The sequence below is a fragment of the Mycobacterium hubeiense genome, assembly GCF_002838065.1.
Classification (GTDB): Bacteria; Actinomycetota; Actinomycetes; order Mycobacteriales; family Mycobacteriaceae; genus Mycobacterium; species Mycobacterium hubeiense.
The window spans coordinates 1-19,593 of record NZ_PIZU01000060.1 but is presented as its reverse complement, the minus strand read 5'-3'; the positions used below and the strand labels follow the sequence as shown (position 1 = coordinate 19,593).

Sequence of the window (19,593 nt, the reverse complement as noted above, 5' to 3'; positions counted from 1 at the left end):
TCGAACAAGTAGTTAGCCATAACTGAGACGGACCACTAGTTTCTCTGCGCCAGCTGGGCCCACACCGAAGGTAGGGGAACGCAAAACTGCATGTTTTGCTGCGGAATTGGGCAGTTTTGCGTCTGCTCGGCCGTGGAAGTCAGTGGGCGAAGTGGCGGGCGCCGGTGAGGTAGAGCGTGATGCCGGCCTTGGCGGCGGCTTCGGTGACCTGCTCGTCGCGCACCGAACCGCCTGGGTGCACAATCGCTTTCACGCCCGCCTCGGTGAGGATCTCCAGCCCGTCGGGGAACGGGAAGAACGCGTCGGAGGCCGCGACGGCGCCTTGTACGCGATCGCCTGCGCGCTGCACGGCGAGCCGAGCGGCGTCGACCCGGTTCACCTGCCCCATGCCGACGCCGACGGTGGCGCCGTCCTTGGCCACCACGATCGCGTTGGATTTAACGGCGCGGCACGCCCGCCACGCGAACACCAGATCGGCCAGCGTGGCGGGGTCGGCGGCGGTGCCGGTGGCCAACGTCCAGTTGTTGGGGTCGTCGCCGGCGGCGTCGAGCGCGTCGCGCTGCTGCAGCAGCAGACCGCCGCTGATCTGGCGTAGTTCGGTGCCACTGGGCAGCGGCTCGGAGGCGACCAGGATGCGGATATTCTTTTTGCGCGCAAGCACTTCCACCGCGCCGGGCTCATAGGCCGGGGCGATGATCACCTCGGTGAAGATGTCGGCGACGGCCTCGGCCATCTCGACGCTGACCTCGGTATTGGTGGCGATGACGCCGCCGTATGCGCTCACTGGATCGCATTCGTGCGCCTTGCGGTGCGCGTCGGCCACCGATACCGACGAGACCGCGATGCCACACGGGTTGGCGTGCTTGATGATCGCCACACACGTCTGCTCGTGGTCGAACGCCGCCCGCCACGCGGCGTCGGAATCGGTGTAGTTGTTGTAGGACATCTCTTTTCCGTGCAGCTGCTCAGCCTGGGCCAGGCCGGGCCACGCGGACTCGTCGCTGTACAGCGCCGCCTGCTGATGCGGGTTCTCGCCGTAGCGGAGCACCGCGCTGCGACGCCAGGTGCCGGCGAACCAGGGCGGCAGCGAGGGCGGCGCCCCATCCTCTTCGGGCGCCAGCGTCGAGATCATCCAGGTTGCGACGGCCACGTCGTACTCGGCGGTGTGCCGAAATGCCAATGCCGCCAACTTCTTCCGCTGCTCGAGGGTGAACCCGCCGGAGCGCACCGCGGCAAGCACACCGTCGTAACCCAGCGGGTCGACGACCACCGCGACGCTCGGGTGGTTCTTGGCGGCGGCGCGCACCATGGACGGGCCGCCGATGTCGATCTGCTCGACGCATTCGTCGATGCTCGCGCCGGAGTCGACCGTCTCGGTGAACGGATACAGGTTCACTACCACCAGCTCGAACGGCGCGATACCCAGTTCGGCAAGCGCCGCAACGTGTTCGAGCTTGCGTTGGTCGGCCAGCAGCCCCGCGTGCACGTGCGGATGCAACGTCTTGACTCGGCCGTCGAGCACCTCGGGAAAACCGGTGACCTCTTCGACGCGGATGACCGGAATGCCTTTCTCGGCAATGGTTTTGGCGGTCGAGCCGGTGGAGACGATATCGACACCCGCCTGCTGCAGGCCGCGGGCGAGATCCACCAGACCGGTCTTGTCGTACACACTGATCAAGGCCCGACGAATCGGCCTCTTGTCGGTCATCCTATGGTCGCCTTTCGTCCGGTCCAGGTGACGCCGCGGGTCGCCACCGCGGCCAGCACGTCCACCAGCAGTCGTCGTTCGACCACCTTGATGCGCTCGTGCAAACTCTGTTCATCGTCATCATCGAGCACCTCGACGGTGCGCTGCGCCAGAATCGGCCCGGTGTCCATCCCGGCGTCCACCAGATGCACGGTGCAGCCGGTGACCTTGACGCCGTAGTCCAGGCTTTCGGCCACCGCGTGGGCGCCGGGGAACGCCGGCAGCAACGCCGGATGCGTGTTGACGACGCGGCCGATGAATCGCTCAAGGAATTGCGGCCCAAGGATTTTCATGAAGCCCGCGCTGACGATGAGATCCGGCCGGTGCTCCGCGGTGGCCTTGGTGATGGCGGCGTCCCACGCGGCCCGGTCAGGATATTCGGAAAGCCGCACCGAGTACGTCGGCAAGCCGGCGGCGGCCGCGATCTCCAGCGCCCGGCAGTCCCGGTCGGCGCCGACGGCCACCACCCGCGCGGGATAGTCGTCGACGGCGGCCTCCAGTAGCGAGGCGAGCAGCGAACCAGTACCTGAAGCCAGTACTACCAGCCGCGCCGGTGCACTCGGGGGAACGCGGAGCGGTTGCTGCACGCGCAGCAGCCTAGTCGGCCGCGCCGCGGCTCTGATCGCCGGACGCGCCGTGGTCCATTCCCGGGTCGCTGCGCTCCTGCCCGCCGTGGTCGTCAACGTCGTCGTCGACGATGAAGTGTTCCTCGGGATCCTCGGCGGGCGCCGGCTCGTCGTCGAGCGGCATCGGCGGGGCGACGGGTTCGGGTTCGGGCTCGGGCTCGTCGAGTTCGAGCTCCGGCTCCGCGGGCTCTTCCGGCTCCGCGGGCTCCTCCGGCTGCTCGAACGCGGGTTCTTCGGGTTCTGGCTCGACGACACGCGCGGTTTTGGGCCGGCGCGCGATACCGCCCGCCATCGCCACCGTCAACCCGCCGATCCCGGCGAACCACAGGAACACCGCCGGCCCGAAGGTGGCCTGGTCGACGCCCACGTCGCCGAAGTTGCCCAGCCGTCCGCTTCCCGCATGCGCCAGCAGCGCCATCGTGACCGCCGCCAGCAGCGCCGCGACGCCCAGCTTGGCCATGGCCTGACCCAGCGGCAGCGGCCGTCGCGCACACTGCTGCCCGACCGCGACGCCCGACACCGCGGCGATGATCAGCAGCGCCACCCACACCGGGCCCAGCGGCGGCGTCGGCACCGCGGCCAGGATCGGCAGCGCCGGGATGTCGCCCCCGAAAACCGTGAACGAGCTGAATGTGGCCAACCCCACGTGCGCGCTGGAGCCGACCGCCACCGCCGAGGTTCCGATGATCACGTTGGGCGCGTAGAGCACCGACAACACCGTCAGGCTGAACTGGCCGAACACCGAGTCGGTGATGGAGTACAACTCGTGCATCGTCGACCAGTGCACCACCAGCGAGCCGGCCGTCGCCAAACCCGAGAGCCCCACCAGCGCCAGCATCCCGGCGAATGCGGCCCGGATCGCCTCGGGCAGCCAGCGCGGCAGCGGTGAAGCGGCCAACACCCGACGGCCCACTTTCGAGGCCACCCCGATGCCGGCGCCGATGGCGTGCACCAACAGCACACTGCCGAACGCGCGCAACGCGTTGGGCGTCTGAAGTTCGGTGATCACCGACGCGGCGTCGTGAATGATGGCCAGCGAAATGGCGGCGATCAGCAACGGGCCGCCCACTGCGGAGGCAACCACCCAGCGGATGACGAACCACGACCCCTGCGGAGCCGTCGCGGCCGCCGTCGTGCGCGCCGTGCCCCACACCATCGCGAGCATGGGCAGCAGCGGCATGACGCCCAGTTCGCGCCCGCCGATCGACACCGGCACCTGGTGCACACCCAGCCACATGCTGGCGATCGCGCCGGATGCGCCGGTCATATCGCTGTTGGCGATGAGCAGCTGCAGCAGCACCACCGCTGCGATGATGACGAGCGCGACGATCGACGGCCCGAATGCGACCCGCAGCAGCTCACGTGCCTGACGTGTGCCGACTGGCCGATTCTCCACTAGCTGGGCCGCTCCTCGCGCAAGCTCACGCGTGCGCAGGTCACGCACGCGCGGCTCAGCTTACGACGGCGCCGGGCCAGATTGCGGTTGCGACGACGACTGCTGCTGCGGTTGCGCCGTCGGCGCCGAGCCGGAGGACTGCTGCGGCTGGCCGTAGGTCGGGAAGCCCGTCGGAGGCGTCGGCGGACCGCTCTGCTGCGCACCCGAGAAGCCGCCCGTCTGGCCGTACTGGCCGTACTGCGACGGGTAGCCGGGGCGCTGCTGGTGCAGCTGATGCTGCTGCGGGCCGCCATGCTGCTGCCCGTAGTACTGGCCCGGGCCGCCGTACTGGCCGTACTGCTGCTGCTCGTACTTGGGCCGCGGCGTCGGCGGCGTGATCACGCCCGCGTCGAACAGCAGCACCGCGACCGCCGCCAGCGCTTGCAGCGCGGTGAACGCGATCAGTAGGTAAAGCCCGATGTCGACGGTCGCGCCGCTGGGCTTGTTGATGAGTTCGGAAAGCACCAGCAAGAACGCGACGACGGCGAAGACGGCCACCACCGCGATGAAGTTGTTCTGCTTGGGCAGCAGGCTGATGCCGGCGAAGAGCGCGGCCACGATCGACGCGAGCACCGCCAGCCCGATGCCCAGTGAGGTGCCGCTGAACTCGCCCAACCCGAGGAAGTCGGAGTTGGTGATGGTGAACATCGGCAAGAAGTTGGCCAGATACACCGCCAGCCCCAGTACCGCGACCGCGGCGGTCAGGTAGACCGGCAGCTTGCTCGGGCCCGCCGGGGCGGCTGCAGCAGGTTCGCCGATCTTGCCGAACTGCTGGGTCGGCGCGCTGAATTGCGTCGTCGGCTGCTGGCCCGACTGTTGAGCGGGTGGATATCCGGGGCTCCCGGGCGGGCCTGGGGGGTACGTCATGAGCTCTCCTGTGCTTTGGGGCGTCGGATCTGGCGTTCACGCGCCTGAGCGATTCGAGCTTCCACGCTAGCGCACCCGGCGTCGGGGGGTGTCAGACGCTTGGGGTTTGCGCCTGAATCCCGTTTGGGTTGCTCGATTTCCCGCGTCGACGGCAAACGTCTGCGAACCCCCGGCGCTTGCCCTTGTGACTAGAACACGTTCTAATTCACGCATGGATTACGGGCTCGTACTTTTCACCAGCGACCGCGGGATCACGCCGGCGGCGGCGGCCAAGCTCGCCGACGACCACGGATTCCACACGTTCTACGTGCCCGAGCACACCCATATCCCGGTCAAGCGCCAAGCCGCCCACCCCACCACCGGCGACGAGTCGCTGCCCGACGACCGCTACATGCGCACCCTCGATCCGTGGGTGTCGCTGGGCACGGCGTGCGCGGTGACGTCGCGGGTTCGGTTGTCGACGGCCGTCGCGCTGCCGGTCGAGCACGACCCGATCACGCTGGCGAAGTCGATCGCCACGCTGGACCACCTCTCCGGCGGGCGGGTCTCGTTGGGCGTGGGCTTCGGCTGGAACACCGACGAGCTCGCCGATCACGGCGTGCCGCTTGGGCGTCGCCGCACCATGCTGCGCGAGTACCTCGAGGCGATGCGGGCGCTGTGGACCTCCGAAGAGGCGTCGTACGAGGGCGAATTCGTGAACTTCGGGCCGTCGTGGGCGTGGCCGAAGCCGGTGCAGTCACACATCCCGGTGTTGGTCGGCGCGGCCGGCAACGAGAAGAACTTCAAATGGATCGCGAAGTCCGCCGACGGGTGGATCACCACGCCGCGCGACTTCGTCATCGACGAGCCGGTCAAGCTGCTGCAGGACACCTGGGCCGCGGCGGGGCGCTCCGGCGCACCGCAGATCGTCGCACTGGACTTCAAGCCGGACGCCGACAAGCTGGCGCACTGGCGCGAACTCGGCGTCACCGAGGTGCTGTTCGGGCTGCCGGACAAGCCGGAGGCCGAGGTCGCCGCGTATGTGGAGCGGTTGTCGGGCAAGCTATCCGATATGGCGCTGTCTCGTTGAGATTGCGTTGACGGCTGCGGTCGCGGCGTAATCGCGACCCACAGCGCAATCTCAACGCGCCAGCGTGGCGGTGTTGGCCTTCTCGCCGGACGTCACCACGATGCGCGCGCCCAGCGGATCGCCGTCGCTCATCAACGCGACGAGCTCCTCGTCGGTGGTGGTCGCCAGGAAGCGGCTGTCGTCGGCGTCGAGCCGGCCCACAATGATGCCGGTACGGGTGGGCCAGTCATAGCGCACGCTGTAGGTCTCGATGGTGGCCGCGCCGTCCGCCTTCTCCGTGACGGCAACCGTTGGCAGAGCAGCGATTTCGTCGTTCAGTTGTGGGCTGCGGTCGGCCGTCCAGTCGGCGGGCTCCGTCGAATACACGCCGACGGAATACTTGCTGGCGATCCCGCCGTTGGCCCCGACGAGCCCGTATTGCCCTGGGCGGTCGCGCATCTCGGCGACGGTCTCGGCGATACCGTGCATCGAGTAGTTGTTGCCCGGCCCGCCGAAGAACGGCAGCCCTCCCGTCAAGGTCAGCCCCCGCGGGTCGTCAGTGGCCAGACCCGTCCCGTCGCAGATGTTGAAAACCGGGAACGGAAAACAGCTGTACAGGTCGAACGTCGCGACATCGTCGAGCCCAATATTAGCCACCCGCAACGCTTCTCGCACCGCCAGCACCGACGCCGGGCTGGCGCCCAGATCGACACGGTCGAGCAGTGACTGCTCCTTCATATCGGCGTGCCCGCGTAGGTACACCCATTTCTCCTCGGGTACACGGAGACGACGGGCCGCAGCCACCGACATCAGCAGGACTGCCGCGCCCTGGTTGACCTGATCGCGGGCCACCATCAGCCGCGGATACGGGTCGCAGATCATCCGGTTGCTCTCGGTGACGGTGGCCAGCTCCTCGACAGAGCGTTCCAGCGGCGATGCCGAAAACGGGTTCTTGGCAGCCACTTTGGAGAACGGCGCGAACAGTTCGGCCATCTGCTGGCGGTAGTCGCCGACGGACAGGCCCAGCCTGGCGCGGCGGGCGTTGTCCAGCAGCCCGTACTGCACGGGCGCGCCGATCAGCCCGTGGTGGATCGTGTACTTGGTGAACAGACCGTCGTAGCCGTAGCCGCGGTCCTCCAGTTGGCCGTCGACGGTTTCGCTGTGGTCGGGCTTGTCGTCGAGATCGGCGAAATGCCGCAGTGTGGAGGTGTTCTCGGAGCCGAACAGCAGCACCGCCTCGGCTTCCCCGTTGGCGATCGCCCCGGCGAACTCGGTGACCAGATGCTGCGGGCCTTGTCCCCCAATGACTTCCAGGATGGCCCGCTTGGGGTTCGCGCCCACCCGGTTCGCCACCGAGCGCGGGTAGTTGTTCGACGCGCCCAGCGGCGCCGGCGCCGCCCCCGAGATCTCGAACTGGCGGGTGCCGGCGACGACGTCGATCGCCTGCACAACCGTGGCCGGCTTGACGCCGGTGTCGTCCAGCGCGGCCTGCGCCGCGGCCGTCGCCAATTCGACCGACGACATGCCGCGGTAGGCGGGGTCGTCGATGTTCTCGGTGAACTGCCCGACGCCGACGATCACCGGCGTTCGCGGATCAACCGCCATTACAGACCTCCTGACACATGTTAATTCGTCAGGCTAATCGATGGCGGCCGACGCCGCGGGGGCGGCTCCCCGCTACAGGCTTTGCAGGATTTCGCGGGCCAGCTTGGCCGTCTCCGACGGGGTCTTGCCGACCTTCACGCCCGCGGCCTCGAGGGCCTCCTTCTTGGCCTGCGCAGTGCCCGACGAGCCGGACACGATGGCGCCGGCGTGGCCCATCGTCTTGCCTTCCGGCGCAGTGAATCCCGCGACGTAGCCGACGACCGGCTTGGACACGTTGGCCTTGATGTAGTCGGCCGCGCGCTCCTCGGCGTCACCGCCGATCTCACCGATCATCACGATGACCTTGGTGTCGGGGTCCTTCTCGAACGCCTCGATCGCATCGATGTGCGTGGTGCCGATGACCGGGTCACCGCCGATGCCGATGGCCGTCGAGAACCCGAAATCGCGCAGCTCGTACATCATCTGGTAGGTCAGCGTGCCGGACTTGGACACCAGGCCGATCGGACCGGTGCCGGTGATGTTGGCCGGGGTGATGCCCACCAGGCACTCGCCGGGGGTGATGATGCCCGGGCAGTTCGGCCCGATGATGCGGGTCTTGTTGCCCTTCGAGACGTTATAGGCCCACGCATATGCGGTGTCCTGCACCGGAATTCCCTCGGTGATGACCACCAGCAGCGGGATCTCGGCGTCGATCGCCTCGATGATCGCGTCCTTGGAGAACTTCGGCGGCACGAAGGCGATCGACACGTCGGCGCCGGTCTCCTTCATGGCCTCGGCGACGGTGCCGAACACCGGCAGCTTCACCAGCACGCCGCTCTTGTCCTCATGCGAGACGGTGGTGCCGGCCTTGCGCGCGTTGACGCCGCCGACGATCTGGGTGCCCGCCTTGAGCATGCGGGCGGTGTGCACACTCGCCTCGGAACCGGTGATGCCCTGGACGATGACCTTGCTGTCCTTGTTTACAAAGATCGACATATCCCCAAGTCCTTTCAGGCGCTCGCGGCCAACTGGGCGGCCTTGTCGGCGGCCTCGTCCATCGTCGGAACCATCGTCACCAGCGGGTGGTTGGCCTCGGCCAGGATGCGGCGGCCCTCCTCGACGTTGTTGCCGTCGAGACGCACCACCAGCGGCTTGTTGGCCTCGTCGCCGAGGATCTGCAGCGCCTTGACGATGCCGTTGGCGACGGCGTCACACGCGGTGATGCCGCCGAACACGTTGACGAACACGCTCTTGACCTGCTCGTCGTGCAGGATCACGTCCAGGCCCGCGGCCATCACCTCGGCCGACGCGCCGCCGCCGATGTCGAGGAAGTTCGCCGGCTTCACGCCGCCGTGCTTCTCGCCGGCGTAGGCGACCACGTCCAGCGTCGACATCACCAGGCCCGCGCCGTTGCCGATGATCCCGACGGACCCGTCGAGCTTGACGTAATTGAGGTCGTGCTCCTTGGCCTTGAGCTCCAGCGGATCGGTCGCGTCGCGGTCCTCGAACTCGGCGTGGCCGGGCTGGCGGAAGTCGGCGTTGGCGTCCAGCGTGACCTTGCCGTCCAGCGCGAGGATCTGGTCGTCGGGGGTGCGCACCAGCGGATTGACCTCGACCAGCGTGGCGTCCTCCTTGGTGAAGACCTCCCACAGCTTGGCGATGGTCACCGCGGCGGCGTCGAGCACCTCGGCGGGCAGGTGGCCCTGCTCGGCGATCGAGCGGGCGAACGCCAGGTCAACACCCTTGACGGCGTCGACGGGCACCTTGGCCAGCCGCTCGGGCTTGGTGGCGGCCACCTCTTCGATCTCCATGCCGCCCTCGACCGAGCACATCGCCAGGTAGGTGCGGTTGGCGCGGTCGAGCAGGAAGGAGATGTAGTACTCCTCGGCGATGTCGCTGGCCTCGGAGACCAGCAGCTTTTTGACGATGTGGCCCTTGATGTCGAGGCCGAGGATGTTCTGCGCGTGGGTGAAGGCGTCCTCGGGCGTCGCGGCGTACTTCACGCCGCCGGCCTTGCCCCGTCCACCGGTCTTTACTTGGGCCTTGACCATCACGGGCTTGCCGATTTCTTCGGCGATCGCCTTAGCGTCCTCCGCGGTGGTGGTCACGCGGCCGGGCGTGGTGGGCACGTTGTGCTTGGCGAAGAGCTCTTTCGCCTGGTATTCGAAGAGATCCATGGACTCACTGTCTGTCTGCGTCGACTCGGAACTGTTTGGCCTGACGGGCTCGGGGGAACTTTATCCACACCGGCGCGACGCTTCGGCACCGCCTACCACTCATGTGGCAGATCTCACCGGCGCGTGGACGTGATACAGCTCACAATCCGCGACGGAATACCCGCACGGGTTGCCACGAACATTGGAATTTGGTTAACGTGCCTCTGGTCTAGATCACGGTTCGGTCACGACTAGAAGGACATCCCAGGTTGCCGTCGCATCGTTCGTCCCGAGCTCCACTCGGAGTTTCGACGAACGCCCGGCACGCCAAGCTGGAGCCTGAAGCGACCGAAATCACCGACATCATCCCGTTCAACGAGTTCGGCGACCTCGATGACCTGGACTTTCGCGAAAACACCGCGTTTGACCGCGAGTCGAAAGTAATCCAGGCCCCCGAACTGGACGACCTGCACGACACCGACGACCTGGTCCCGCTGCGACTGGCGGTCCCGTCGCAGTTCCGGCCAGACGCCCGCGAAGAACGACTTTCTGCGTACGCGTACCGCGACAGCAAAACCGACGTCAGCGACGGCGTGGCCGCTACGGACGTCATCGACATCAGCCGCCGCGGCGCCCACCGCAAGCCCGACCAGAGCGCCGTCAAGGGCCGTCTGATGATCGCGGCCATGGCGGCCGGGGCGACTGCGGCCGGCGCGCATTCGATGATGACGTCGGCCGAGGAAGCCCCCGCCGAGACGGTTCTGGCCGCCGGCCCGTCGGCGATGGACGGTGTGGTCACCGGCTCGGTGGACGGCATGCAGATCGTGACGGTCGCACCGGCCGCCAGTTCGGCCGTACACGCCGAGGAGATCACCAAGGCGGCCGCGTATGCGCAGGAGCGCGCCGAGCGTGAGGCGCGGCTTCAGCGGCCGTTGTTCGTGATGCCGACGAAGGGCGTGTGGACGTCGGGCTTCGGCTACCGCTGGGGCGTGCTGCACGGCGGCATCGACATCGCCGGGCCGATCGGCACGCCGATCCTGGCGGCTTCCGACGGCGTGGTCATCGACGTGGGCCCGACGGCCGGCTACGGCGCGTGGGTGAAGCTGCGCCACAGCGACGGCACCGTCACCCTCTACGGGCACATCAACACGTGGAACGTCGACATCGGCGATCGCGTGATGGCCGGCGACCAGATCGCCACCATGGGCAACCGCGGCAACTCGACCGGCCCGCACCTGCACTTCGAGGTTCTGGTCAATGGCACCAACCGCGTCGATCCCACCGGCTGGCTGGCGAAGCGGGGCCTCAGCGTCGGCGGCTAGTCTTGGCCGAGTGAGCTCTTCAGATCCGACCGGACCGTCGACCGACGAAACGCGGATCATCCGGCGAAAGCCCGAGGATGCTGCGACATCCGCCCCTCAGGCCGCTGCTGAAGAGTCGAAGACCAGCATCATCCGCCGTCACCCCACGGGCGGGATTCCCGAAATCGCCGAGCCGAGCACCACGTACATCTCCTCGACTGACGACGATTCGCAGACCACTTACGTTCCGCGCGCCCGGTCGGTGACCATCCCCGGCGACGGACGCGCCGCCAGCCCGGCCGCGGCGATCGCAGCGGCTGTGGTGAGCATCCTGTCCGGCTGGGCCACGGCCGTCATCGCCACGGATTTGATCACGGGCTGGTGGCGGACCGACCCGCTGTTCTGCGTGGCGGTCGGGTTCCTCACCGCGGTGTCGGCGGGCGCGACGATCGGCGGGCTGGTGCTGCTGTTGCTGAGGCGTCGGATGGGACGCCTGCTGATCGTGGTGGGGTCGATCATCGCGTTGATGATCTTCGCGAGTTTGTTCGTGGCGGGGGCAAAACTGCCGCCGGTTGTCTACGGGATCCCGGCGCTGCCGCTTTTAAGCATCGTGCTGACCTTGCTGCCGGCGACCCGGCGCTGGGCCCGGCCTTAGGCCTGCCGGTCCCCGCCTCCGTGGATGCATGTGCCTGGCTGCCCGCATAAGCGGCATATGGTCCTGCGCAGCCGTGCCGCGTCTACAGCTTCTGCAGCGGCGCGTGGTTGTGCATCAGCTTGACCCGGCCCGCGCTGCCGAAGTCGATGAGCGACATCGCCGATTCGCCGACGCCCGACACTTCTTCGACGCGGCCCAGCCCGTACTTGTCGTGGCTGACGCGATCACCGGGTTCCAGCACCATCAGCGGGCGCTTGCCCGCCGACGCCCGCGCCGGTGACGGTCGCGGCGTGCCGAACCGTCCCGCCCCGCTCACCGGCGCGCTGAACGACGGTGTCGGGTCGGTGCGCCGCCAGTCGATGAGATGCTGCGGAATCTCTTTCAGGAAGCGCGATTCCGGGTTCAGCATCGGCTGACCCCACGACGAGCGCACCTTCGCCCGGCTGACGTAGAGCCGTTGACGGGCCCGGGTGATGCCGACGTAGGCCAGCCGCCGCTCCTCGGACAGTTCCGTCGGATCGCCCAGCGCCCGCATGTGCGGGAACATGCCGTCCTCCCAGCCGGTGACGAAAACCACTGGAAACTCGAGACCTTTGGCGGTGTGCAATGTCATCATCGTCACCACGCCGGCGCCGTGTTCGGGCAGGTCGTCAGCGTCGGCCACCAGCGACACCCGCTCCAGGAACTGGGCCAGCACGCTGGTATCGGGCACGTCTTCGTCGGTCTCCTCAAACGCCTCGGCGTTGGCCAGGTCGGTGCTGAATTCATGTGCGACGCTGACCAATTCGTTGAGGTTGTCCAACCGCGCCAAATCCTGCGGGTCGCTGGAGTTCTCCAGCTCGGCGCGGTAGCCGGTGCAATCCAGCACCGCCTCGACGAGTTCGCCCAACTCGTCGTCGAGGCGGCCGCGCAGCGAGTCCATCATCTCGACGAAGCTCGCAATCGCCTTCTCCGAGCGGGTGTTCAGCATCGGCACCTTGCCCTCGGCGGCGGCCTGCAGAGCGTCGTTGAAGCTCAGCCCGGTGTTCTCGGCGTACACCGCGACGCACGCCTCCGCGCGGTCGCCGATGCCGCGGCGCGGGGTGTTGAGGATACGGCGCATGCTCACCGAGTCGCCGGGATTGTCCAACACCCGCAGGTACGCGACGATGTCGCGAATCTCCTTGCGCTCGTAAAAGCGCACTCCCCCAACAACTTTGTATGGGATACCCGCCCTAATGAAGACTTCTTCGAGGGCACGCGACGAGTTGTTGGTGCGGTAGAAGACGGCGACGTCGTTATAGGTGATCTCGCCTTTATCGGCCAGCGCGTCGATCTCCTCGGCGATAAACCGCGCCTCGTCGTGCTCGTTGTCGGCGACGTACCCGACGATCAGCTCGCCCTCTCCGGCGTCAGTCCACAGCCGCTTCTCCCGGCGCCCGCTGTTGCGGGAGATGACGGAGTTGGCCGCATTCAGGATGTTCTGCGTCGAGCGGTAATTCTGTTCCAGCAGAATGGTTGTGGCGTTGGGGAAGTCGCGTTCGAAGTCCTCGATGTTGCGGATCGTCGCGCCGCGGAACGCGTAGATGGACTGATCCGCGTCGCCGACCACGCACAGCTCCGCCGGCGGCACACCGTCGACGGTTTCGGTGCCGACGAGCTCGCGCACCAACACGTACTGGGCGTGGTTGGTGTCCTGGTATTCGTCGACCAGGATGTGCCGGAAACGCCGGCGGTAGTACTGCGCGATCTGCGGAAAGGCTTGCAGCACAGCGACTGTCTCGCCGATCAGATCGTCGAAGTCCAGCGCGTTGGCGGCGCGCAGGCGGCGCTGGTACTCGGCGTAGACCTCGGCGACGATGCGGGCCAGCTCCTCGGACGCCTCGACGGCCTCGGCCGCCGCCTGCTCCGGGCCGATCAACTCATTCTTCAGGTTGGAGATCGCATTGGCCAGCAACCGCGGCGAGTACCGCTTGGTGTCCAGGCCCATGTCCTTGCCGATCATCAACAGCAGGCGTCGCGAGTCGTCGGCGTCGTAGATCGAGAAGTTCGAGTTCAGGCCTTTGATCAGGGAGGCCTGATTGCGCAGGATGCGCACGCAGGTGGAGTGGAACGTCGACACCCACATAGAAAGCCCAGCCCGCGCCCCGATTAACGCCGCCACCCGCTCGCGCATCTCGGCGGCGGCCTTGTTGGTGAACGTGATGGCGAGCACCTGACCCACCCCGACGTCGCGGGCGGCCAGCAGATAGGCGATCCGCCGCGTGAGCACCGCCGTCTTGCCCGACCCCGCGCCGGCCACGATCAGCAGCGGCGATCCCTCGTGCAGCACCGCCTGGCGCTGCTGCGGGTTGAGGCCTTCGAGGAGCTGATCTGCTTCGGTCGCGGTCGTCATGTCGACTCCAAACGTACCGCCGCCCGGGGACACTTTTGCGCTGGCACGGCCCTTGATGGCACACTCATATGGTGCTCAATCAGCAGGGACGATTTTTTTACGGGTACCGGCCAGCGGTGCCCGTGGTCTAGCTGCTTCGCAGAGCCCCGCGGTCCGCTTCCGGATCCGGGGCTCGTCTCTTGTGTGAGGCCCGAAACCGGATGAAACCGCGACCCCCACACAACGAGGAGCAATCAATGTCTATCGAAACCGAACAGATGCCCGACATCGATGAGTTGCGCCAGGAAATCGACCAGCTCGACGCCGAGATCCTGGCCAAGGTGCAGCGTCGTACCGAAGTGTCCAAGCTGATCGGCAAGGCCCGCATGGCCTCCGGCGGCACCCGGCTGGTCCACAGCCGCGAGATGAAGGTCATCGAGCGTTACAGCCAGCTCGGCCCCGAGGGCAAGGATCTGGCGATGCTGCTGCTGCGGATGGGCCGCGGCCGCCTCGGCCACTGATAGCGATTTCGGTGCGCGCAGTCGCGCTCACCGCGACTCAGCGCGCCGAAATCACCGAGGGCGCAGCGCCTCGGCCAGCCACGGCGTCAACCACTCGACCGCCTCCGGCGTGGGGTGCACGCCGTCGATGCGCATTCTGATGCCGTCGACCTTGGCGGTGTACTCGCCGTCCGGGTTGAGCTTCGAGTTCAGGTCGAGCAGCGTCACGTTGGGGCGCTTGCCGACGACGCCTCGCAGCATGGCATTCCAGCGGTCGACGCGCGCGGGCTGATCCTCGGGATACAGGGTGCCGTCGGGGCGCTCCCCCCGCCGGTTGTACGGGGCCGTCGTCACCACCACCCGCGCGCCCGTCGAGCCGAGAATGTCCAGTGCCCTTTGCAACTCGCCGCGTAGGTAGGCGTCGAATGCCGGCTCACCGATGTGCGTCCAGCGCCCCTCGTGGACCCGGTCGACGGTCTCCCAGCGGCCGACGATCAGCAGCACGGTGTGGGGCCGGTCGTGTTTGACGCGCTGAGCCCACCGGGCCGGCCAGCTGTCGCATTCCGGTTTCTGGTTGATGGTCTCGCCGCTGGACCGGTACGGGCCGCCGCGCGCGATGCCGCACCCGATCGTGGTGTAGTCGCTGAAGTGCAGGCCGGGGGTCGACGGCAGATACCGCATCATCGTCCACGCCACCGAGTCGCCGAACACCGCGACCGTCTGCGTGCCGGGCGGTAGCTCGACCGGCGTTCCCACGGGCACCGGCACCTCCGGCATCACCAGCGCCGCGGACAGCACGTTCGGCGTCGGCTCAGCCGGCTGGGTGTTGACCGGGACGACGACGAGCGTCAGCGCGGCCGCCGTCGCCGCCGTCGCGCCGGCCAGCGGCAACAACGGCACATGCTGGGGCCGCCAGCGGCGGACGGGTTTTTCCACCAGCCACCACGATGCCGTGGCCGCCGCGACCGTCGCCGCGCACCGCACCGCGAACAACGACATCCCCGACCAGCCCGTGCGTTCGCCGTTGAGCACCAAAAAGATCGGCCAGTGCCACAGGTAGACGCCGTAGGAGATCGCGCCCAGCCACACCAGCGGCCGCCAGGCCAGCACGCGCGCGACGGGTCCGCGCTGGGACAGCGCCACCGGGGCGACGACGAGCACGGCGCCGACCGCGACGATGATGAGCAGGCCGTGGCGGAACTCCTGCGTGCTGCCCGTCGCGAAATGCGCGGCCGCCCCCAGCACCGCAAGCCCGACGATCGGCAGCACGTTCGCGATCCAGCGCCCCCACCGCGAACGAATGTCCTTGCCCCACAGCACCGCCGACCAATCCCGCACCAGCAGCGCCGACGCCGCCGCGCCCACCAGCAGCGCCTGCATACGGGTATCGGTGCCGAAGTAGACCCGGTTGAACGTCACGTCGTCGACGAACACGATCGTCGCTGCGGCCGACGCGGCCGCGCCCACCGTGGCGAGCACGGCCACCGCCCATCGCGCCCGCACCGCGAACACCGCGGCGACGGCGAGCAGCAGCAGCGGCCAGAGGATGTAGTACTGCTCCTCCACCCCCAGCGACCAGGTGTGCTGCAGCGGCGACGGGGTGCCGCCGCGGGTGAAGTAGTCGGTGTCCTGCGCGACGAACGCCCAGTTGGCCACCCAGAAGAAGGCGGCGACGGCGTCGTCGCGCAGCGCGGCGACCGCGTCGGACGGGAACAGCATCCGCGCCCCGACCACCGCCAGCACCATCACCAGCAGCGCCGGCAGCAGGCGGCGGGCCCGCCGAATCCAGAAGGCGGTCAAGCCGATTCGTCCTGTCCGGCCGAGTTCGTCGAGCAGCAGCGACGTGATCAGGAATCCGCTGAGCACGAAGAATATGTCGACGCCGATGAATCCGCCGGACAGGCCGGGCACACCGCCGTGGCCGGCCAGCACGAGCGCGACCGCGATGGCGCGGATGCCGTCCAGCGCGGGGATGGTTCTGGGCGGGCGGGTCTTGGGCGTCGGCGTAACGCGACGCGCGGGGATGCGGACCGGCGCCGCAGTCACGTGTTCTCCCTCCCTGCCTAGACGGGAGAGATTTTGCCCGCACGTGCAGACGCGAAAACGCCCGACACGCCGTGGCGCGGGCGGGTTTACTTCGTCAACGCGATGTACTTGATGTCCAGGTACTCCTCGATGCCTTCGAATCCGCCCTCGCGGCCGAACCCGGACTGTTTGACGCCGCCGAACGGCGCCGCCGGATCCGAGATGACGCCGCGGTTGATGCCGACCATCCCGGACTGGATGCCCTCGGCGACGCGCAGCGCCCGGTCCAGCGACCGCGTGTAGACGTAGGCGGCCAGCCCGTACTCGGTGTCGTTGGCGGCCTCGATGCCCTGTTCCTCGGTGTCGAAACCGGCGATGGGCGCGACGGGCCCGAACACCTCCTCCTTGAGGATGCGGGCGTCGGGCGGGACGTCGGCCAGCACCGTGGCCGGGTAGAAGTTGCCGGGTCCGCCGGGGGCGACGCCGCCGACTGCGACGGTCGCGCCCTTCGACACCGCGTCCGACACCAGATCCTCGACGGTTTTGACCTGCTTGGCGTTGATCAGCGGGCCCAGGGTCGAGGACTCGTCGAGGCCCTTTCCGAGCGTGAACTCGCTCATCCGTTTGACCAGCTTCTCGGTGAACTCCTCGCGCACCGCGTTGGCGACGTGGAAGCGGTTGGCCGCCGTGCAGGCCTCACCGCCGTTGCGCATCTTGGCCAGCACCGCGCCGTCGACAGCGGCGTCGATGTCGGCGTCGTCGAAGACGATGAACGGCGCGTTGCCGCCCAACTCCATCGAGGTGCGCAGCAGCTTGTCGGCGGATTGTTTGACCAGCGCGCGGCCCACCCCGGTGGAGCCGGTGAACGTAAGCTTGCGCAGCCGGCCGTCGTCGATCAGCGCGCTGGTGACCTCACCCGGGTTGCTGGTCGGCAACACCGACAGCACACCCTTGGGCAGGCCGGCGTCGTCGATCAGCTTGGCCAGCAGCAGCATGGTCAACGGGGTTTCCTGGGCCGGTTTGACGATCATCGTGCAGCCCGCGGCCAGCGCCGGGCCGATCTTGCGGGTGCCCATGGCCAGCGGGAAGTTCCACGGGGTGATGGCGTAGCAGGGGCCGACGGGCTGTTTGGTGACGAGGATGCGCCCGGTGCCTGCCGGGCTCGGTGTGAAGCGGCCGGCGATGCGCACCGCCTCCTCGGCGAACCAGCGGAAGAACTCGGCGCCGTAGCGCACCTCGCCCATGCTTTCGGGCAGTACCTTGCCCATTTCCAGGGTCATCAGCGTGGCGATGTCATCAGCGCGGGCGGTGATGGTCTCGAAGACCGAGCGCAGGATCTCGCCGCGTTCGCGCGGCGGGGTGGCGGCCCAGTCGTCTTGTACGGCGCACGCGGCGTCCAGCGCGGCGACGGCGTCATCGGCCGTGGCGTCGGCGACGGCGGTGAGGACTTCGTCGTCGCTGGGATCCAGCACATTGAAGGTCGACTTGCCCTCGCGTTCTTCACCGCCGATCCAGATTCCGGTGGGTACTGACGACAGCAGCTTGGCGGTATCCATACCTCCTCTCTTACACCTTTGGTCAAGTGCCCGCATTAATGTCAGGGCACATGACGGTCGACATCTCCGCCACGCCCGCATGGCAAGCCCTGATCCATCATCACGAGCAGATCGGTACCAAGCACCTGCGCGAGTTCTTCGCCGAGGACCCCGCGCGTGGCACCTCGATGACTTTGACGGTCGGTGACCTCTACATCGACTACAGCAAGCACCGGATCACGCGGGAGACCTTGGAGCTACTGATCGACCTGGCCCGCGAGGCCGGTTTGGAGCAGCGCCGCGACGCGATGTTCGCCGGCGAGCACATCAACACCTCGGAGGACCGCGCGGTGCTGCACACCGCGTTGCGGCTGCCGCGCGATGCGTCGCTGATTGTCGACGGGCAGGACGTGGTCGCCGACGTGCACGCAGTGCTGGACCGGATGGGTGAGTTCACCGACCGACTACGCAGCGGCGAGTGGACGGGTGCGACGGGTGAGCGCATCACCACCGTCGTCAACATCGGCATCGGCGGATCGGACCTGGGCCCGGTGATGGTGTACGACGCGCTGCGCCACTACGCCGATGCGGGCATCTCGGCGCGGTTCGTGTCGAACGTCGACCCGGCGGATCTGGTGGCGACGCTGGACGGGTTGGACCCGGCCACAACGCTTTTCATCGTCGCGTCCAAGACGTTCTCGACGCTGGAGACGCTGACCAATGCGACGGCGGCGCGGCGCTGGCTGGTGGACACCCTGGGCGATGCGGCGGTGGCCCACCATTTCGTCGCGGTGTCGACGAACAAGAAACTGGTCGACGATTTCGGCATCAACACCGACAACATGTTCGGGTTCTGGGACTGGGTCGGCGGCCGGTATTCGGTGGACAGCGCGATCGGGCTGTCGGTGATGGCGGTGATCGGTCGCGAGCGCTTCGCGGAGTTCCTGTCCGGATTCCACATTGTCGACGAGCATTTCCGCACCGCGCCTTTACTGGAGAATGCGCCGGCGCTGCTGGGTCTGATCGGCTTGTGGTATTCGAATTTCTTTGGCGCGCAATCGCGGGCGGTGCTGCCCTACTCCAACGACCTGTCGCGGTTCGCCGCCTATTTGCAGCAGCTGACCATGGAGTCCAACGGCAAATCGGTGCACGCCGACGGCACACCCGTCACCACCGACACCGGTGAAATCTTTTGGGGCGAACCAGGAACCAACGGCCAGCACGCGTTTTACCAACTGCTGCACCAGGGTACGCGGTTGGTGCCCGCCGATTTCATCGGATTTTCCCAGCCCACTGACGATCTGCCGACCGCAGACGGCACCGGCAGCATGCACGATTTGTTGATGAGCAATTTCTTCGCCCAGACCCAGGTGCTGGCGTTCGGGAAGACGGCGTCCGAAATCGCGGCCGAAGGCACGCCTGCTGCGGTGGTGCCGCACAAGGTGATGCCGGGCAACCGGCCGACGACGTCGATACTGGCGACTCGGTTGACGCCGTCGGTGGTGGGCCAGTTGATCGCTTTGTACGAGCATCAGGTGTTCACCGAGGGCGTGGTGTGGGGCATCGACTCGTTCGACCAGTGGGGCGTCGAGTTGGGCAAGACGCAGGCCAAGGCATTGCTGCCGGTGATCACCGGATCAGCTTCGCCGGCAAAGCAATCGGATTCGTCGACCGACGCGCTGGTGCGCCGGTATCGCGTGGAGCGCGGCCGCGCGGGTTAGCGCGATTTCGGCGTAGTTGGTCGCGCTGACGGGCTGTTGC

Annotated in this window: 15 protein-coding genes; 5 read left to right on the top strand and 10 right to left on the bottom strand. The window is 67.5% G+C overall.

Annotated features, from left to right (window positions below; translation table 11 throughout):
• Positions 1 to 139: 139 nt before the first annotated feature.
• Genes purH through CWS39_RS26265 form a run of 4 tightly spaced genes read right to left on the bottom strand, consistent with a single transcriptional unit; the run spans position 140 to position 4,675 of the window.
• On the bottom strand, positions 140 to 1,708 hold the full coding sequence (purH, locus tag CWS39_RS26280) for a bifunctional phosphoribosylaminoimidazolecarboxamide formyltransferase/IMP cyclohydrolase (RefSeq protein WP_102145818.1): 1,569 nt from the start codon (positions 1,706 to 1,708) through the stop codon (positions 140 to 142).
• On the bottom strand, positions 1,705 to 2,334 hold the full coding sequence (gene purN, locus CWS39_RS26275) for a phosphoribosylglycinamide formyltransferase (RefSeq protein ID WP_102145817.1): 630 nt from the start codon (positions 2,332 to 2,334) through the stop codon (positions 1,705 to 1,707). The genes purH and purN overlap by 4 nt, the downstream gene beginning before the upstream one ends.
• A gap of 10 nt (positions 2,335 to 2,344) precedes the next feature.
• Complete coding sequence (locus tag CWS39_RS26270) at positions 2,345 to 3,769, bottom strand: cell division protein PerM (RefSeq protein WP_102145816.1); 1,425 nt, start codon at positions 3,767 to 3,769, stop codon at positions 2,345 to 2,347.
• A 60-nt stretch (positions 3,770 to 3,829) separates the two neighbouring features.
• Positions 3,830 to 4,675: a DUF5336 domain-containing protein gene (locus tag CWS39_RS26265; RefSeq protein WP_102145815.1), complete on the bottom strand. Its 846-nt coding sequence runs from the start codon at positions 4,673 to 4,675 to the stop codon at positions 3,830 to 3,832.
• 211 nt (positions 4,676 to 4,886) lie between these two features.
• On the opposite strand from CWS39_RS26265, the gene CWS39_RS26260 reads away from it, so the two are divergent.
• The gene (locus CWS39_RS26260) at positions 4,887 to 5,744 is read left to right on the top strand and encodes an LLM class F420-dependent oxidoreductase (protein WP_102145814.1); all 858 of its coding nucleotides are present in this window, start codon (positions 4,887 to 4,889) and stop codon (positions 5,742 to 5,744) included.
• A 51-nt stretch (positions 5,745 to 5,795) separates the two neighbouring features.
• On the opposite strand, the gene CWS39_RS26255 is transcribed toward CWS39_RS26260, so the two are convergent.
• From CWS39_RS26255 to sucC, 3 genes are all read right to left on the bottom strand, one after another.
• Positions 5,796 to 7,328 (bottom strand): acetyl-CoA acetyltransferase, encoded by a 1,533-nt coding sequence (locus tag CWS39_RS26255; RefSeq protein ID WP_102145813.1) that lies wholly within the window; start codon positions 7,326 to 7,328, stop codon positions 5,796 to 5,798.
• Positions 7,329 to 7,400: 72 nt separating this feature from the next.
• The gene (gene sucD / locus CWS39_RS26250) at positions 7,401 to 8,303 is read right to left on the bottom strand and encodes a succinate--CoA ligase subunit alpha (protein WP_102145812.1); all 903 of its coding nucleotides are present in this window, start codon (positions 8,301 to 8,303) and stop codon (positions 7,401 to 7,403) included.
• 14 nt (positions 8,304 to 8,317) lie between these two features.
• Complete coding sequence (sucC, locus tag CWS39_RS26245) at positions 8,318 to 9,484, bottom strand: ADP-forming succinate--CoA ligase subunit beta (RefSeq protein ID WP_102145811.1); 1,167 nt, start codon at positions 9,482 to 9,484, stop codon at positions 8,318 to 8,320.
• A gap of 248 nt (positions 9,485 to 9,732) precedes the next feature.
• Between sucC and CWS39_RS26240 the strand changes: the two genes are divergently transcribed.
• Positions 9,733 to 10,785, top strand: coding sequence for a M23 family metallopeptidase (locus CWS39_RS26240; protein WP_102145810.1), 1,053 nt, complete (start codon positions 9,733 to 9,735; stop codon positions 10,783 to 10,785).
• Positions 10,786 to 10,795: 10 nt separating this feature from the next.
• Complete coding sequence (locus tag CWS39_RS26235; protein ID WP_431306188.1) at positions 10,796 to 11,419, top strand: hypothetical protein; 624 nt, start codon at positions 10,796 to 10,798, stop codon at positions 11,417 to 11,419.
• An 82-nt stretch (positions 11,420 to 11,501) separates the two neighbouring features.
• Here CWS39_RS26235 and pcrA read toward each other — a convergent pair whose 3' ends face one another.
• Positions 11,502 to 13,793, bottom strand: a complete 2,292-nt coding sequence (pcrA, locus tag CWS39_RS26230; protein WP_102145809.1) for a DNA helicase PcrA — start codon at positions 13,791 to 13,793, stop codon at positions 11,502 to 11,504.
• 200 nt (positions 13,794 to 13,993) lie between these two features.
• Between pcrA and CWS39_RS26220 the strand changes: the two genes are divergently transcribed.
• Positions 13,994 to 14,293, top strand: coding sequence for a chorismate mutase (locus CWS39_RS26220; protein ID WP_102145808.1), 300 nt, complete (start codon positions 13,994 to 13,996; stop codon positions 14,291 to 14,293).
• 51 nt (positions 14,294 to 14,344) lie between these two features.
• On the opposite strand, the gene CWS39_RS26215 is transcribed toward CWS39_RS26220, so the two are convergent.
• Both CWS39_RS26215 and CWS39_RS26210 read right to left on the bottom strand, forming a co-directional pair.
• The gene (locus tag CWS39_RS26215) at positions 14,345 to 16,318 is read right to left on the bottom strand and encodes an acyltransferase family protein (protein ID WP_102145807.1); all 1,974 of its coding nucleotides are present in this window, start codon (positions 16,316 to 16,318) and stop codon (positions 14,345 to 14,347) included.
• Positions 16,319 to 16,404: 86 nt separating this feature from the next.
• Positions 16,405 to 17,853 (bottom strand): NAD-dependent succinate-semialdehyde dehydrogenase, encoded by a 1,449-nt coding sequence (locus CWS39_RS26210; protein ID WP_102145806.1) that lies wholly within the window; start codon positions 17,851 to 17,853, stop codon positions 16,405 to 16,407.
• Positions 17,854 to 17,891: 38 nt separating this feature from the next.
• On the opposite strand from CWS39_RS26210, the gene pgi reads away from it, so the two are divergent.
• Complete coding sequence (gene pgi, locus CWS39_RS26205) at positions 17,892 to 19,553, top strand: glucose-6-phosphate isomerase (RefSeq protein WP_199178315.1); 1,662 nt, start codon at positions 17,892 to 17,894, stop codon at positions 19,551 to 19,553.
• Positions 19,554 to 19,593: the final 40 nt, after the last annotated feature.

Coding starts and splice junctions, on each gene's coding strand:
- purH (WP_102145818.1), bottom strand. CDS start 1,708: ATGACCGACAAGAGGCCGATTCGTCGGGCCTTGATCAGTGTGTACGAC.
- CWS39_RS26265 (WP_102145815.1), bottom strand. CDS start 4,675: ATGACGTACCCCCCAGGCCCGCCCGGGAGCCCCGGATATCCACCCGCT.
- CWS39_RS26260 (WP_102145814.1), top strand. CDS start 4,887: ATGGATTACGGGCTCGTACTTTTCACCAGCGACCGCGGGATCACGCCG.
- CWS39_RS26255 (WP_102145813.1), bottom strand. CDS start 7,328: ATGGCGGTTGATCCGCGAACGCCGGTGATCGTCGGCGTCGGGCAGTTC.
- sucD (WP_102145812.1), bottom strand. CDS start 8,303: ATGTCGATCTTTGTAAACAAGGACAGCAAGGTCATCGTCCAGGGCATC.
- sucC (WP_102145811.1), bottom strand. CDS start 9,484: ATGGATCTCTTCGAATACCAGGCGAAAGAGCTCTTCGCCAAGCACAAC.
- pcrA (WP_102145809.1), bottom strand. CDS start 13,793: ATGACGACCGCGACCGAAGCAGATCAGCTCCTCGAAGGCCTCAACCCG.
- CWS39_RS26220 (WP_102145808.1), top strand. CDS start 13,994: ATGAAACCGCGACCCCCACACAACGAGGAGCAATCAATGTCTATCGAA.
- CWS39_RS26210 (WP_102145806.1), bottom strand. CDS start 17,853: ATGGATACCGCCAAGCTGCTGTCGTCAGTACCCACCGGAATCTGGATC.
- pgi (WP_199178315.1), top strand. CDS start 17,892: ATGTCAGGGCACATGACGGTCGACATCTCCGCCACGCCCGCATGGCAA.